The organism is Allobosea sp. 10L422 (assembly GCF_056395345.1).
In genome coordinates, this window is sequence record NZ_JBFTJI010000007.1 from 125,434 (window position 1) to 140,066 (window position 14,633).

The following is a 14,633-nucleotide window of genomic DNA, read 5'->3' on the forward strand; positions in this document are numbered from 1 at the left end:
TCATGGCTCTGTTTCCCCGCGATGCTTCACCGGGTTCGGTGGCGGATCGACATGGAGGAAGTGCCGCACGACCGGCCCGCCCTCCCCGGCATGGAAGCGCGCGACCTCCTTCTGCAGATCGGCATCGGCCTTCGAAACGCGGCGGTGCTGGCGCAGATGCTCGGCCCAGGACGCGACCATGAACCATTCGACGAGCTTGTCCGGATCGGCGGTATCCTCGGTGATGCCCCAGCCATAGGCGCCGTCGCGCCGCCGCTCGGCCGAGAGGGCGTTGATCGCGCGCAGGAAGGCCTCACGATCGGCAGACGGCACGCGGTATTCGATGAGAATCAGAACCGGGCCGCGATCGTTCTCGATGGCAGCGGCGGTGAGCGGCTCCGGCCAGTGATTGGAGGGCGCGAGATCGGCTTCGCCGGCCGGCAGTTTGATCCGATGCATGATCAACCCGGCGACCAGCAGCGCCGCCGCGCCGATCAGCAGGGTGCCACGAATGCCGGCGGCTTGCGCGACCGCGCCCCAGCCGAGGCTGCCGGCGGTCATCGCGCCGTTGAACACGGTCAGGTACACCGCGAGCGCCCGGCCGCGCACCCAGTTCGGCAAGATCGCCTGGGCGACGCCGTTGAGCGTGGTCAGCGCCACGATCCAGGCCGCGCCGAGCAGCAGCAGAATGACCACGGCGAGCCATTGCGGCGGGCCCGATGTCAGCCCTGCCATGACGACTGCGGTCAGAACGGCCGAGAACAGCAAGAGCCCGTCGGCATCGAGCCGGGCGCGCAGGCGCGGCAGCAGGACGGCGCCGCCGATCGCACCAGCCCCGACCGCGCCGAGCAGGATCCCGTAGAAGCCGGCGCCGCCGCCGAGCAGGTTGCGCGCGACCAGCGGCAAGAGCGCCCAGACGGCACTGGCGCAGGCGAAGAAGATCGCCGCGCGCAGCAGCACGACATGCAGTTCCCGGCTCGCCCGGGCATAGCGCAACCCGGCGCGGAACGCGCCGGCAAAGCGCTCGCTCAGCGCATCGTCGGCTCCCGGCGTGCGGCGCCACCAGATCAGGGCGCCGATGACGATGACGTAGCTCAGCACGTCCGCGCCATAGGTCACGCTGGCGCCGAGAGCGGCGAGGATCAGCCCGCCCAGAGCCGGGCCGATGGCACGGGAAATGTTGATGCCGAGCGAGTTCAGCGCCACCGCGCTCTTGAGATCGGCCTTGCCCACGAGCTCGGGCACGATCGCCTGCCAGGTTGGCGCCATCAGCGCCGCGCCGATACCGCCGAGGAAGGTCAGCCCCACCAAAGCGGGCACGCTGAGCTGTCCGGTTCCGGCCAGGAGCATCAGCGAGAGGCTGACGCAGCCGAGCAGGATCTGGATTGCGATCAGGAACTTGCGCCGGTCGAGAATGTCGGAAAGCACGCCGGCGGGAATGGCGAGCAGGAAGATCGGCAGCGTCGCCGCCGCCTGCACCAGCGCGACGGCTGCCGGTGCGCCGGAGAGGTCGGTAACCAGCCAGGCGCTGGCGACGTCGCGCATGAACGAGCCGATATTGCCGATGATCGTCGCCGCCCAGAGCGCGGCGAAGACTTTCTGGCGCAGCGGCGCGAAGCCGGAGGACGGGGCCGGCGATGTGACGGCGCTCATCGCGTGCCTCCCCTGCGCCGCGACAGATCGTCGAGCGCGACCAGGATGAAGCCGCCGATCAGGCCGAGATGCTCGAAGAAGCCGTTCATCGCCATCATCCGCCCCTGCCCTGCCGGCATCTCCCAGAAGCGCAGGGCGAGGAAGGTCGCAGCGAGCGTGAAGCCGGCGAGCGCCAGCGCGGCGAGCCAGCGCCAGCGACCCACGAGGATGAGCGCGCTCATCGCGAGTTCGAAGACGATGACACCGACCGCGAAGAGCGGCGCCGGCGACAGGCCGAAATGATCCATCTCGGCGATCGCACCCTGAAAATCGAGAATCTTCGTGACCGGCCCCTGGATATAGGCGGCGCAGAGCAGCAGCAGCGCTATCCAGCGCAGCACGCCTGTTCGCGGCACCGCCACCGATTGGTCGCTCCCAGCCATCTCACACCGCCCAGCAGGCGCAGCCGAGCGCGCCCCAGAAGCTGCGCAGGTCTCCGACTGGCAGCTTGCTCGACCAGGCGCCGGCATGGTCGTGGCCATGGACGTTGCAGGAACTGGCGCAGCCGCAGTTGGTCATGGCCGCCCGCCGCAGCGAATTCTTGCCGGCCCCCTCCGGCTCGCCCCAGGCGGCATAGCCCTTGAAGGTGCGAACGGGAGACCAGTCGGGCATCGCCGGCGGCGGGGCGCTCTGGTCGGCGCTGACGAAATCACGGGCGCCATAGACGACCTTGCCGCCGACCACGGTGAGGTCGGCCGAGATATGCGAGATCTCGTCCTCCGGGCAGGCGAAGAAATCACGATCGGGCACGATTAGATCGGCGAACTGGCCGACGGCGATCCGGCCCTTCTTGCCCTCCTCGTTCGAGAACCAGGTGACGTTCTCGGTCCACATCCTCAGCGCCGTCTCGCGGTCGAGGCAGTTGCGCTGCGGCGTGATGCGCAAGCCGCCGACGGTCTTGCCGGTGATCAGCCAGGCGAGCGAGACCCAAGGGTTGTAGGAGGCGACGCGAGTGGCATCGGTGCCGGCGGAGGTCTTGATGCCCTTCTCCAGCATGCGCGCTACGGGCGGTGTCGCCTCGGCCGCGGCCGCGCCGTACCGTTCGACGAAATACTCGCCCTGATAGGCCATGCGATGCTGCACGGCGACGCCGCCGCCGAGCGCGGCGATGCGGTCGATCGAGCGCTCCGAGATCGTCTCGGCATGGTCGAAGAACCAGTTCAGCCCCTTGAGCGGAATCTCCTTGTCGACCTTCTCGAAGACGTCGAGCGCGCGCGAGATCGTCTCGTCATAGGTCGCGTGCAGGCGCCAGGGCCAGCGGTTCTCAGCGAGGATGCGCACCACGCCTTCGAGGTCGCCTTCCATCTCGGGCGGCATGTCCGGACGCGGCTCGCGGAAATCCTCGAAATCGGCAGCCGAGAAGACGAGCATCTCACCAGCGCCGTTATGGCGGAAATAGTCGTCGCCCTGCTTGTACTGCGAGGTCTTCGTCCAGTTGAGGAAGTCCTCCTTTTCCTGCTTCGGCTTCTGGGTGAACAGGTTGTAGGCGAGGCGGATGGTGAGCTGGTTGTCGTCGGAGAGCTTCTGGATGACGGCATAGTCGTCCGGATAGTTCTGGAAGCCGCCGCCGGCATCGATCGCGCCGGTGACGCCGAGCCGGTTGAGCTCGCGCATGAAATGCCGGGTCGAGTTGACCTGGTAGTCGAAGGGCAGCTTCGGGCCCTTGGCGAGCGTCGCGTAGAGGATGGCGGCGTTCGGCCGGGCAAGCAGCAACCCGGTCGGGTTGCCATTGGCGTCGCGGGTGATCTCTCCGCCGGGCGGCTGCGGCGTATCCTTGGTATAGCCGACCGCCCGCAGCGCCGCCCCGTTCAGCAAGGCGCGGTCATAGAGATGCAGGATGAAGACCGGCGTATCGGGCGCGACGGCGTTGAGCTCTTCGATGGTCGGAAGGCGCTTCTCCGCGAACTGGTGCTCGGTGAAGCCGCCGACGACGCGCACCCATTGCGGCGGCGGCGTCACCGCGACCTGGCGCTTGAGCATGCTCATCGCGTCGGCCAGAGAGCGCACGCCGTCCCAGCGCAGCTCCATGTTGAAGTTCAGCCCGCCGCGGATGATGTGCAGGTGGTTGTCGATCAGCCCCGGCAAGGCGCCGCGGCCCTTCAGGTCGATGATCCTGGTGTTCGGCCCGGCATGGGCCATCGCCTCGGCCTCGCTGCCGACGGCCAGAAACACGCCGTCCTTAACCGCGACGGCGTTCGCGGTCGGGTTGCTGCGGTCGAGCGTGGTGAAGCGGCCGTTGCGGAGAATGAGATCGGCGGTCATCGGCTTGTCTCCGGATGGCTGGGGCTGGCCCTGGGCGAGGGCCGAGGAAGCGAGCCCAGGAAGGGCTAGCCCGCCCAGAACGGTGCGGCGCGTCGGCATCAACCGCGTTCCTTCTCTGTCGCGGTCACCTGCGAAGGCTTCGCACCAGCTGGCAGATGGCCGAAGACATGCGGCTTGACCTGATGCTCCCAGGACTGCGCCGCCGGCGCCTTCGCCCAGAAGCCCCGCAGCAGCGGCGGCAACTGCTCGCCGATCAGGATGCCGAGCAGCCCCACCAGCGCCACCACCGGCGGCGCCGGGGAGCGCACATTGATGAGGCTGTAGATCACGCCAACCAGGAGCCCGGCGCCGAGCGAAAGCAGATAAATCTTCATGCGCGCACCCATGCCCGAAAGTGAAGGCCGCCCGTCCAACGCTCCGGACAACCGCCATGCGCGGACAGGCTGGGGCGCAGGCGGGTACAAGTCTTGTCGGTTTGAACGATCCTTTGCCTGATCTGTCGATCGCCGCGCCGCAGCCCAGCTTACGCCAAGGCGCGCGTGGATGCGCGCACGATCAGCGCGACCGGCATCAGCTTCACGCAGGCGCTCATGTCCGGATCGGCAAGACGCTCCAGCAGGTGCCGCGCCGCCGCCTCACCCATCTCGGCATGGGCGATCCGGATGGTGGTCAGCGGCGGATCGACCATGTCGACCAGCGGCATATCGTTGTGACCGACGATCGAGATGTCGCGCGGACAGGAAAGTCCTCGTCGTTTCAGCTCCTGGTAAGCACCCAGGGCGAGCAGGTCGTTGCTGGCGGCAATTGCGGTCAGGCCAGGCGACCTGCTGAGAAGTGCCGTCGTCGCCACCTGTCCCTCGGACCGGCTGTAACCTTGCGCCACCGCGACCGCCGAGGGATCAAGCCCCGCGGCCGTCATCGCCGCCTCGAAACCACGGCGGCGGAGAATGCCGGTCGAGAGCTCCTCGGGGCCGGCCAGATGTCCGATCCGGCGATGCCCGAGGCCGGCGAGATGCTCGACCGCCAGCCGCATGCCGCAGATATCATCGGAGACGACGGTGGCGGCGCGCGGCCGATCCTCGGCGCGGTTGACCAGCACGGTCGGGATATTCGCCGCCAGGCAAACGGTGAGCACCGGGTCGCTGCGCCGGGCGGTGGCCAATACGAGCCCGTCGACGCGACGCGCGATCAACTCCTCGACGATCGCGATTTGGCGGGCTTCATCGGCCCCACCCTCCGCGACGAGCATCGAATAGCCGTCTCTCGCCAGCGCCGCGCCGACACCGTCGAGGATCGGCGCAAAGACGGGATTGGCGAGATCCGGCAGCACCACGCCGACCAGGCGCGAGCGCCCGGTCCGCAGCGAGGCTGCGATCGAGTCGCGGCGATAGCCCTGCCGCACCGCCTCCGCCCTCACCTTCTCGACGACCTCCGGAGAGATTCGGTGCGCCTGGGCAGGATCGAGCGCGCGCGCGGCCGTCGACCGATGCACGCCGGATGCCTCGGCGATCGACTGGAGTGTCGCCGCGCGCGGCGGGCCCGCTGCCAGGGTCTTGGATTTCATGGGTTTTCTGCTGACTGAATCACCATTCGGAACAGAGCATTTTTCGCCTCGCTTGACAACGTGCAATCGATCGCATAGTTGAAATGCAATCGATTGCACGTCGTTGCGCCTGACACGCTCCGACAAGCGACGGAGGAAACGCCGATGAATGCGAGGGTAAGGACCGTGGCGCCGGATCCGGCGCGCCGCTCCCACATCATCGAGACCCAGGAGGCGGTGACGCCGGTGGTGCTCGACGCGATGTCGCGGGCACCGAATGCGCGACTCACTGAGGTGATGTCCGCCTTCGTCCGGCACATGCATGCCTTCGCCCGGGAAGTCCGGCTGACCGAGGAGGAATTCGAGTTCGGCCTCGATGTCCTCAACCGGATCGGCCAGGCGACGAACGACAGCCACAACGAAGCCGTGCTCTTTTCCGACGCGATCGGCTTTTCGACGCTGGTCTGTATGCTGAACAACGGCCAGAACGGCGCAACCGAGACGGCCGCGGCCCTGCTCGGCCCGTTCTGGCGGATGCATTCACCGGCGACGCCCAATGGCGGCTCGATCATCCGCTCGCCGACGCCCGGCCCCGCGCTCTTCGCCAATTGCCGGATCACCGACTCGCAGGGCCTCCCCCTTGCCGGCGTCGAGGTCGATGTCTGGCAAGCTTCCCCGGTCGGGCTCTACGAAAACCAGGATCCCGGCCAGGCGGAGATGAACCTGCGCGGCAAGTTCACCACCGACGCTGACGGCTGCGTCGCCTTCCGCTCGGTCAAGCCCGCCGGCTATCCCGTGCCCACCGACGGCCCGGTGGGGGAGTTGCTCCGGGCTCAGGAGCGTCACCCCTACCGCCCCGCCCATCTGCACTTCCTCGCCTACAAGCCCGGCTTCCGGACGCTCATCACCCAGGTCTTCGTCGATGACGACCAGCATCTCGAAAGCGATGTCGTCTTCGGCGTGACCCGCCACCTCATCGGCGACTTCCGGCTGGGCAACGGCCCCGCTCCCGACGCCGATGTCGAGGGGCCCTGGTACCTCTTCGACTACGCCTTCGTGATGGAACCCGGCGAGGCGAAGCTGCCGATCCCGCCGATCCGCTGATCCGCGCCTTTCCCCTCACACTCAAAAGCAGGGACAGCCATGTCTCATCTCGCCCAGCCGGACGCCGCCGCGCCGCTTCGGAAGCTCTATCCGCGTTCGCTCGACGGCAAGGTCGCGCTCGTCATTGGCGGCACAGGGGCCATCGGTGCAGCGACCAGCCGCATGCTCGCCGCCGCCGGCGCGACGATCATCGTCACCCATCTCGCCGGCGAGCGCGATACGCAAGCCGCCGAGGCTCTCATCGCCGATCTTGGCGACGGCCATGCGGCCTATGTCGCCGATGTCGTCGACACCGACTCGCTGGTCGCCCTGCGCGATGCCATTGAGGCCCGCTTCGGCCGGCTCGACATCCTGATCAACGCGGCCGGCTACACCAAACCCGTGCCGCATGCCGATCTCGACGCACTGACCGACGAGCTGATCGACAGGATGCTCCAGGTCAACTGGCGCGGTCAGTTCGCGACGGTCCGCACCTTCGCGCCGATGCTGAAGGCCTCCGGCGACGGGTTGGTGGTTTCGATCTCCTCGATCGCCGCCTTCACCGCCGTGGGATCCTCGATCGCCTATTGCGCCGCCAAGGCCGGCATCGACGTGATGACCAAGGCGCTGGCGCGAGTATTGGCGCCGGAGGTCCGCGTCCTCGCGGTCTCGCCGGGCGTGGTCGATACCGAGTTCGTGCCCGGCCGCGGCGCCGACTTCAACGACAAGGTCAGCGCCTCGACGCCGCTGAAGCGGATCGGCTCGGCCGAGGACATCGCCGCCGCCATCACCGCCTGCGCCACCATGCTCGGCTACTCGACCGGACACATCATCCAGGTCGATGGCGGCCGGGCGCTCTGAGAGAGAAGCACCATGCGCGCCCCGCTGCCCAAGGTCTTCATCACCTGCGCGATCACCGGCAACCTGACCAAGCCGGAGCAGAGCCCGCATCTGCCGATCACGCCCGAGCAGATCGCCAATTCGGCGCTCGAAGCCGCCGAGGCCGGTGCCGCGATCGCCCATATCCATGTCCGCGACCCGCAAAGCGGCCGTCCCTCGATCGAGCTTGCGCTCTATCGCGAGGTGGTCGAGCGCATCCGCGCCCGCAATCCGGACCTGATCATCAATCTGACCACGGGTCCGGGCGGGCGCTTCGTGCCCTCGGAGCAGAATCCGAAAATCGCCGGTCCCGGCACGACGCTGATGGTGCCGGAAGGGCGCGTCGCCCATGTCGCGGCCCTCAAACCCGATATCTGTACGCTCGACCTCAACACCATGAACTCCGGCGGCGAGGTCGTGATCAACACGCCCGGCAATGTCCGCCGCATGGCCAGGGTGATCGCGGAAGCCGGCGTGCGTCCTGAGATCGAATTGTTCGACTCCGGCGACATCGCGCTGCTGAACGACCTGATCAAGGACGGCACGCTGCAGCCGCGCCCGCTCACCTCCTTCGTGATGGGCGTGCGCTACGGCTTCCAGCCCTCGCCGGAGACCGTGCTCTACGCCCGCGGCCTTCTGCCCGAAGGCGCGCTGTTCACCGCGATCGGCATCGGCCGCTCGGCCTTCCAGTCGGTCGCGCTCTCCTATCTCGCCGGCGGCCATGTCCGCGTCGGGCTCGAGGACGGCGTCTATATCGAGCACGGCGTGCTCGCGCCCTCGAACGCCGCGCTGGTCGAGAAGGCCCGCCGCATCGTCGAGGACCTCGGCGGCGAGATCGCCACGCCGCGGGAAGCCCGCGCCCTCATCGGCCTGCCCGCTCGCGCCCCCGGCGCGAAGCGGGTGGCGTGACCCTTTGCATCAGGATCGCACCGCCATGTCCCCTGCCACCGAAACCCTCATTCGCGAAGCCAAGGCTGCCCGCGTCCAGACCGTGCGGGGCCTGCTGCTCCATGCCAAGGCCGCGAGCTATGAGGAGATCGCGCTACCGATCGAGGAGCGGCCCCTGCGCCCGCTCGCCGCTCGTGAGGTCCTGGTCGAAATCCAGGCCGCGGCGGTTAACCCCTCCGATGCCAAGGCTGCGACCGGGCTGATGCCCTACGCGGTCTTCCCGCGCACGCCGGGCCGCGACTTCGCGGGCAAGGTCATCGCCGGACCGGAAGAGCTCCTCGGCAAGTCGGTGTTCGGCTCCTCCGGCGATCTCGGCATCCGCCAGGACGGTGCCCAGGCGAGCCATCTCATCGTCGAGGCCGATGCGGTCGTCGAGATTCCAGCCGGCATCACGATGCGAGAAGCCGCCGGTATCGGCGTCCCCTTCGTCACCGCCTGGGAGGGCCTGCGGCGCGCCGGCTTGCCGAAGGCGGGCGAGACCGTGCTGATCCTCGGCCTCAACGGCAAGGTCGGCCAGGCCGCTGCGCAGATCGCGAGCTGGCGCGGCGCCAGGGTGATCGGCGTCGTGCGCCGCGAGGAGCCCTATGCCGGCCATGCCAGCACCCCGGTCGAGGTCGTCTCCGCCAGCGGGACGGATGTGCCGGCGCGGGTGCGCGAACTGACCGGCGGTAAGGGCGCCGACATCGTCTTCAACACGGTCGGCGACCCCTTCTACGAGATCGGCCAGAAATCGATGGCCGTCGGCGGCCGGGCGATCTTCATCGCTGTGGTCGACCGCTTCGTCACCTTCGACATCCTCGCCTTCTACAAGGGCCGCCACACCTATGTCGGGATCGACACCATAGCGCTGGGCTCCGTCGAGACCGGCGCGATCCTGCGCAATCTCGCGCCGGGCTTCGCCGCCGGCATCCTGAAGCCCTTCCCGATCAAGGAAAGCGCGGTCTACCCGCTCGAGCAGGCCCATGCCGCCTATCAGGCGGTGATGGGTTCGTCGCGCGACCGCGTCGTGCTGGTGCCGGGAGCCTGACGCCATGCATGTCGTCCGCTTCAACGAGGCTCCCCCCTATGACGCTCCCGGCCATGCGCTGATGGCGATGGTGCGGCTGCAGGGCCGCGAGGCCGGCCCGGCCGACACCGCCTGGCTCGGCGTCTCCACCATCGCGCCCGGCGGCGGCACCACCCTCGACGCCTCCGGCGTCGAGAAGCTCTATGTCGTGCTCGACGGCACCGTCACCGTTTCGAACGGGCAGGACAAGGTCCGCCTGCAACGCTGGGATTCCTGCCGGATCGCCCCAGGCGAAGGACGTCAGCTCAGCAACGACACCGGCGAGCCCGCCTCCATCCTGCTCGTCATGCCGCTCCAGACTCCGCCGGCCTGAGCCGGCGCGACCATGAAGAGACCGCGAACCGCCTAGCCAAGAAACAAACCAGCCGCGGGCGCACCCCGCGGTGGCGCAACCATGCGCCAAGGGAGGACCAAATGGCTGCAGATCATCTTTCCCCACGCCCGGCCAAGCGCTGGTACAATATCCTCTACGTTCAGGTCCTCATCGCCATCGCCGCCGCCATCGTGATCGGCCATTTCTGGCCATCGATCGGTGTCGAGATGAAGCCGCTCGGCGACGGCTTCATCAAACTGATCAAGATGGTGATCGCACTGGTGATCTTCTGCACCGTCGTCTCCGGCATCGCCGGCATGAGCGACATGAAGAAGGTCGGCCGCGTCGGCGGCAAGGCGCTGATCTATTTCGAGGTGGTCTCGACGCTGGCTCTGGTCATCGGCCTCGTCGTCGCCAATGTCGTCAAGCCCGGCGCCGGCTTCAACGCCCACCCCTCGGCGCTCGATGCCAAGGCCGTGGCCGCCTATGCCGGCAAGGCCGGCGAGCAGTCCATCACGGACTTCCTGCTCAACGTCATCCCCAACACGGTGGTCGATGCCTTCGCCAAGGGCGACATCCTGCCTGTGGTGCTGATCTCGATCCTGTTCGGCTATGTGCTCTCGCATCTCGGCGAGCGGGCGCGGCCCGTCCGCGACGTCATCGATGCCGGCTCGAAGCTCGTCTTCGGGGCGATCAACGTCATCATGAAGCTCGCCCCCATCGGCGCCTTCGGGGCCATGGCCTTCACGATCGGCCGCTACGGCGTCGGCTCGCTCGGCCCGCTCTTCCTGCTGATCGCGACCTTCTACCTGACGAGCCTGATCTTCGTGCTCGGCGTGCTCGGCCTCATCGCTCGCTGGGCCGGCTTCAGCATCCTGAAGTTCCTGGCTTACATCAAGGAAGAGATCCTGATCGTGCTCGGCACCTCCTCCTCCGACCCGGCCCTGCCGAGCCTGATGGAGAAGCTGGAGCGCGCCGGCTGCTCGAAGCCGGTGGTGGGGCTCGTCGTGCCGACAGGCTATGTCTTCAACACCGACGGCACCTCGATCTACATGACGCTTGCCGCGCTGTTCGTGGCACAGGCGACGAACACCGACCTTTCCCTGCACCAGCAGCTCGCGATCTTCGCCGTGGCCATGCTGACTTCGAAGGGCGCGTCCGGCGTCACCGGGGCCTCCTTCATCGCACTGGTCGGCACGCTCTCGGTCGTCCCGGCGATCCCAGTCGCCGGCATGGCGCTGATCCTCGGCATCGACCGCTTCATGAGCGAGGCCCGCGCTTTGGTGAACATGATCGGCAACGGCGTCGCGACGCTCGTCATGGCCCGCTGGGAGGGTGAGCTCGATCAGGGAAAGCTCCGGGCAGCCCTGAACGGCGAACCGCTGCCCGAGCCCGACGCGGCTGAGCATCCGGCGGCACAGCCCGGCACGATCGGGCTCGCCGTCCGGGCGGGCGAGGTGCTGAACGGCGCCGGCGGCGCGGCCTGAGATACCGCCGATTGTCGCGGGCTCGCGAGACGGTTAGCGTCTCGGGTCGGTCGCCTGTCAGGATCATGAGGAGAAAGCGCATGTCCGCCCACTCCGCGCCCGTGAACATCGCCGTGCTGGACGATTATCAGAATGTAGCCCTGTCGATGGCGGACTGGTCCGCGCTTGGCGGACGCGCCCGCGTCACCGTGTTCAACGATCATCTTGCCGATCCCGACGCGGTCATTGACCGGCTCCAGCCCTTCGAGATCGTCTGCTTGATGCGCGAGCGCACGCCGATGACGCGCGCGATCATCGAAGGGCTGCCGCGGCTGCGCCTGATCGCCTCGACCGGCGCACGCAATGCCTCGATCGATGCCAAGGCGGCCGAGGAGCATGGCATTCAGGTCGTCCATACCGGCTATTTCCCGACGCCGACCATCGAGATGAGCTGGGCGCTCATCCTGGCGAGCGCACGCGGGCTCGTTGAGGAGAACGCCTCCTTTCGCAGCGGCGGCTGGCAGCGCCGGATCGGCAGCGACCTCCACGGGCGGACATTGGGCCTGCTCGGCCTCGGCAATATCGGCGGCGCCATGGCCCGCATTGGCCAGGCCTTCGGCATGAACGTCATCGCCTGGAGCCAGAATCTGACCGCCGAACGGGCGGAGACGGCAGGCGCGACATGGGTTTCGAAGGAGGACCTGTTCCGGCAAGCGGACATCCTCAGCATCCATCTGGTCCTGAGCGGACGCACCCGCGGGCTGGTCGGCGCCGCGGAGCTGGCGCTCATGAAGCCCACCGCCCGGCTCGTGAACACGTCGCGTGGCCCGATCGTGGTCGAAGCGGATCTGATCGCCGCGCTCAAAAACAAGACGATTGCCGGCGCCGCCATCGATGTCTTCGATCAGGAACCGCTTCCGGCAGACCATCCGCTGCGGAGCCTGCCAAACCTGCTCGCGACGCCGCATATCGGCTACGTCTCGCAAAATCTGTATGAGCGCTTTTATCGCGACACGGTCGACAACATCCTGAGATGGCTGGACGATCGCGCTTCATCCTGACGGCAGAGAGATGCCGGTTCCGACGGCAGTTTCGTGGATGGAAAGCTTATTTGGTTTTGATCATGGTGACCTGTGCGTTGCTGTCGTTCCAGCGTTTCAAGATGTTGATCGTGACGTCGCTTTGGTGACGATGCACGCGCAGATCGAATTGCGAGGAACCCAGCGTCAGGCCGCGAATGATCACGTCATCGAGAAATGATGGCAGTACCGGGTCGACCAGCTTTATCTCGTTTGCCTCGGACGGAAGCTGCAGCCCGAGGCAAGCGGCCAGCATGGCAAAGGGAGCCGCAGCGGCCCAGGCCTGAGGCGAACAGGCCACGGGATAGGCGGTCGGACCACGTCGTGGCTTTCTGAGGAAGCCGCAGAACAGCTCCGGCAGGCGCTGCTGCTCCTGATAGGTCGCAACGTTGGCGAGGGCTTCGAATAATCGTGCCGCCTCGAACTTGAAGCCGTAGGCACCAAAGCCGATTGCGATCAGCGCGTTATCGTGCGGCCAGACCGAGCCATTGTGATACGACATCGGATTATAGCGTATTTCCCCGACGTTCAGCGTCCGGATGCCCCAGCCGCTGAAGCTTCCCTCGCTCATCAGGGTGCGAGCAACCCGGGTCGCGCGCTCGGGAAGGGCGATGCCCCCGAACAAGGCATGTCCGGCGTTGGACGAACGAACCCGGCAGGGCCGCTTGTCGCCATCGAGGGCGAGCGCATAGGAGCCGAGCTCCTCGCACCAGAAGGCTCGATCGAAGCGCTCCTGCAGAACCGATGCTTGCTGTGCGAGCACGTCGGCACGGTCGCGCAGCCCCAGGGCACGAGCGATATTCGCTCCGGCCCGTCTGGCGGCATAGACATAGGCCTGGACTTCGACGAGGGCGATCGGACCTCGCGCCAGCGATCCGTCGGCATGAAAAATCGAATCGTGACTGTCCTTCCAGCCCTGATTGGCCAGCCCGCTTTCCGTCTCGCGAAAATACTCGACAAATCCGTCCCCGTCGCGATCGCCGAATGTGTCGCACCAGAGGAGCGCGGCCTCGATATTGGCCCAGAGCCGTTCGACGGTGGCGAGGTCGCCAGTGCGATCGAAATACTGGCCGGCCAGCATGACGAACAGCGGGGTGGCGTCGACCGAGCCATAGTAGAACTTGAACGGAACCTCGCCGAGATTGGCCATCTCTCCGCTTCGTCGTTCATGCAGAATCTTGCCCGGCTGGGCGTCGGCAGCGGGATCGATGATCGCAGCCTGTGCCCGCGCCAACTGCAGCAGGACGCCGCGCGCGACCGAAGGATCGGCCCACAGCAGCATCATGGCGGTAATGATCCCGTCGCGGCCGAACATCGTCGAGAACCATGGAATGCCGGCATAGGGATAAAGCCCATCGGCCCCGCGGGTCATGAGCATGTACAGGTCCGAGGTCGATCGCCTGATGAGATCGGTGAAGGGGGCGTTCGACGATGTCACCTTGGAGATGTTGGCCGTCAGCGCACGAAGATCCCGCCGGGCGTCCTGATAGGCCTTGGCGAAGTCCTGGGGCGGTATGCCGGGGGCGTCGCTGAACGGCGGAATCTGCCGTTCCGAATCATTGATGAGATCGCAGGCGACGGTGACGAGGAGCGAGGTTCGCTCGCCAGGTTCCAGGCGGAACCGGAACGAGGCAAATCCTTTCGTCAAATGATACGGTTCCGGCTTGAAGCGAAGGACCGTTCTTCGCACCCTGTCGTCGAGACCACGATAGGCGAAGCGCGCGGCGCCTGAACCGATCTCGGTCTCCGTCTCGCCACGACGGGAGCGCTTCATCCCGCGGACCTCGAAGAGGTCGCGAAAATCCGCTTCGAAAGATATCGACAGCGAGAATTCGTGCGGAATCCGATCGAAATTGCGCAATCCGACGCGTTCATAGCAGACCGCGTTCCAGAGGAATTTCGTCCGCTCGATCGCGATCGCGTCGCGCGGGATCACGGTTGAACCGTCCCCCCGCTCGATTTCCGGATTGGCCAGATCGACCGTCAGGGCGGTATTGTCGTCCTGGATTACGGAGCAAAGGATCAAGGGCCGCTTGCCCTCGAAATACAGCTGCAGCCGCGAAAGATGCCTGGTGTCGTTGCAGAACAGCCCCTCGGACGTGTTCGGGGTGATCCCGATGTCGCCGTAGCTGTCGAGGACGGCGAAGGTATCGCCGGACTTCAAGGTGCGGAGCGGGCGTTCGACCAGGGACGGATGGGCATCGAGGGCATGCTCGATCGGCCTCTCATGCTGCGGCGCAATCTGGGGGTGCCCTGGCCGGGCGTTCTGTTCATGCATCGGAAGCGCCCTTCTCCGGAGGTCGCGCGGTGCGTTCAGACGATT

Annotated in this window: 13 protein-coding genes; 7 read left to right on the forward strand and 6 right to left on the reverse strand. The window is 66.9% G+C overall.

The window, feature by feature from the left end:
• The 5 genes from AC1DEZ_RS15540 to AC1DEZ_RS15560 all read right to left on the reverse strand — a co-directional run bounded on the left by AC1DEZ_RS15540 (window position 1) and on the right by AC1DEZ_RS15560 (window position 5,497).
• Complete coding sequence (locus AC1DEZ_RS15540) at window positions 1-1,632, reverse strand: MFS transporter (RefSeq protein ID WP_476779905.1); 1,632 nt, start codon at window positions 1,630-1,632, stop codon at window positions 1-3.
• Window positions 1,629-2,054, reverse strand: coding sequence for a DoxX family protein (locus AC1DEZ_RS15545; RefSeq protein ID WP_476779906.1), 426 nt, complete (start codon window positions 2,052-2,054; stop codon window positions 1,629-1,631). The genes AC1DEZ_RS15540 and AC1DEZ_RS15545 overlap by 4 nt, the downstream gene beginning before the upstream one ends.
• A gap of 1 nt (window position 2,055) precedes the next feature.
• Window positions 2,056-4,032, reverse strand: coding sequence for an amidohydrolase (locus AC1DEZ_RS15550; RefSeq protein ID WP_476779907.1), 1,977 nt, complete (start codon window positions 4,030-4,032; stop codon window positions 2,056-2,058).
• On the reverse strand, window positions 4,032-4,307 hold the full coding sequence (locus AC1DEZ_RS15555; RefSeq protein ID WP_441510547.1) for a XapX domain-containing protein: 276 nt from the start codon (window positions 4,305-4,307) through the stop codon (window positions 4,032-4,034). Before AC1DEZ_RS15555 ends, AC1DEZ_RS15550 begins: the two co-directional genes overlap by 1 nt.
• Window positions 4,308-4,456: 149 nt before the next feature.
• Window positions 4,457-5,497: a LacI family DNA-binding transcriptional regulator gene (locus AC1DEZ_RS15560; RefSeq protein ID WP_476779908.1), complete on the reverse strand. Its 1,041-nt coding sequence runs from the start codon at window positions 5,495-5,497 to the stop codon at window positions 4,457-4,459.
• Between the two features lie 144 nt (window positions 5,498-5,641).
• Between AC1DEZ_RS15560 and AC1DEZ_RS15565 the strand changes: the two genes are divergently transcribed.
• The 7 genes from AC1DEZ_RS15565 to AC1DEZ_RS15595 all read left to right on the forward strand — a co-directional run bounded on the left by AC1DEZ_RS15565 (window position 5,642) and on the right by AC1DEZ_RS15595 (window position 12,292).
• A complete protein-coding gene (locus AC1DEZ_RS15565; protein WP_476779909.1) occupies window positions 5,642-6,580 on the forward strand; it encodes a dioxygenase family protein in 939 nt (312 codons plus the stop codon).
• A 39-nt stretch (window positions 6,581-6,619) separates the two neighbouring features.
• The gene (locus AC1DEZ_RS15570) at window positions 6,620-7,420 is read left to right on the forward strand and encodes an SDR family NAD(P)-dependent oxidoreductase (protein WP_476779910.1); all 801 of its coding nucleotides are present in this window, start codon (window positions 6,620-6,622) and stop codon (window positions 7,418-7,420) included.
• A 12-nt stretch (window positions 7,421-7,432) separates the two neighbouring features.
• A complete protein-coding gene (locus tag AC1DEZ_RS15575; RefSeq protein ID WP_476779911.1) occupies window positions 7,433-8,347 on the forward strand; it encodes a beta-keto acid cleavage family enzyme in 915 nt (304 codons plus the stop codon).
• A gap of 25 nt (window positions 8,348-8,372) precedes the next feature.
• Window positions 8,373-9,413, forward strand: coding sequence for a quinone oxidoreductase family protein (locus AC1DEZ_RS15580; RefSeq protein WP_476779912.1), 1,041 nt, complete (start codon window positions 8,373-8,375; stop codon window positions 9,411-9,413).
• A gap of 4 nt (window positions 9,414-9,417) precedes the next feature.
• On the forward strand, window positions 9,418-9,765 hold the full coding sequence (locus AC1DEZ_RS15585) for a cupin domain-containing protein (RefSeq protein ID WP_476779913.1): 348 nt from the start codon (window positions 9,418-9,420) through the stop codon (window positions 9,763-9,765).
• A gap of 101 nt (window positions 9,766-9,866) precedes the next feature.
• Window positions 9,867-11,252 carry a dicarboxylate/amino acid:cation symporter gene (locus AC1DEZ_RS15590; RefSeq protein ID WP_476779914.1) on the forward strand — a complete coding sequence of 462 codons (1,386 nt, stop codon included), beginning with the start codon at window positions 9,867-9,869 and terminating at the stop codon, window positions 11,250-11,252.
• An 80-nt stretch (window positions 11,253-11,332) separates the two neighbouring features.
• Window positions 11,333-12,292: a D-2-hydroxyacid dehydrogenase family protein gene (locus tag AC1DEZ_RS15595; RefSeq protein ID WP_476779915.1), complete on the forward strand. Its 960-nt coding sequence runs from the start codon at window positions 11,333-11,335 to the stop codon at window positions 12,290-12,292.
• Window positions 12,293-12,338: 46 nt separating this feature from the next.
• Here AC1DEZ_RS15595 and AC1DEZ_RS15600 read toward each other — a convergent pair whose 3' ends face one another.
• On the reverse strand, window positions 12,339-14,588 hold the full coding sequence (locus tag AC1DEZ_RS15600) for an amylo-alpha-1,6-glucosidase (RefSeq protein ID WP_441510556.1): 2,250 nt from the start codon (window positions 14,586-14,588) through the stop codon (window positions 12,339-12,341).
• Window positions 14,589-14,633: the final 45 nt, after the last annotated feature.

Coding starts and splice junctions, on each gene's coding strand:
- AC1DEZ_RS15540 (WP_476779905.1), bottom strand. CDS start 1,632: ATGAGCGCCGTCACATCGCCGGCCCCGTCCTCCGGCTTCGCGCCGCTG.
- AC1DEZ_RS15545 (WP_476779906.1), bottom strand. CDS start 2,054: ATGGCTGGGAGCGACCAATCGGTGGCGGTGCCGCGAACAGGCGTGCTG.
- AC1DEZ_RS15550 (WP_476779907.1), bottom strand. CDS start 4,032: ATGCCGACGCGCCGCACCGTTCTGGGCGGGCTAGCCCTTCCTGGGCTC.
- AC1DEZ_RS15555 (WP_441510547.1), bottom strand. CDS start 4,307: ATGAAGATTTATCTGCTTTCGCTCGGCGCCGGGCTCCTGGTTGGCGTG.
- AC1DEZ_RS15560 (WP_476779908.1), bottom strand. CDS start 5,497: ATGAAATCCAAGACCCTGGCAGCGGGCCCGCCGCGCGCGGCGACACTC.
- AC1DEZ_RS15565 (WP_476779909.1), top strand. CDS start 5,642: ATGAATGCGAGGGTAAGGACCGTGGCGCCGGATCCGGCGCGCCGCTCC.
- AC1DEZ_RS15570 (WP_476779910.1), top strand. CDS start 6,620: ATGTCTCATCTCGCCCAGCCGGACGCCGCCGCGCCGCTTCGGAAGCTC.
- AC1DEZ_RS15575 (WP_476779911.1), top strand. CDS start 7,433: ATGCGCGCCCCGCTGCCCAAGGTCTTCATCACCTGCGCGATCACCGGC.
- AC1DEZ_RS15580 (WP_476779912.1), top strand. CDS start 8,373: ATGTCCCCTGCCACCGAAACCCTCATTCGCGAAGCCAAGGCTGCCCGC.
- AC1DEZ_RS15585 (WP_476779913.1), top strand. CDS start 9,418: ATGCATGTCGTCCGCTTCAACGAGGCTCCCCCCTATGACGCTCCCGGC.
- AC1DEZ_RS15590 (WP_476779914.1), top strand. CDS start 9,867: ATGGCTGCAGATCATCTTTCCCCACGCCCGGCCAAGCGCTGGTACAAT.
- AC1DEZ_RS15595 (WP_476779915.1), top strand. CDS start 11,333: ATGTCCGCCCACTCCGCGCCCGTGAACATCGCCGTGCTGGACGATTAT.
- AC1DEZ_RS15600 (WP_441510556.1), bottom strand. CDS start 14,588: ATGCATGAACAGAACGCCCGGCCAGGGCACCCCCAGATTGCGCCGCAG.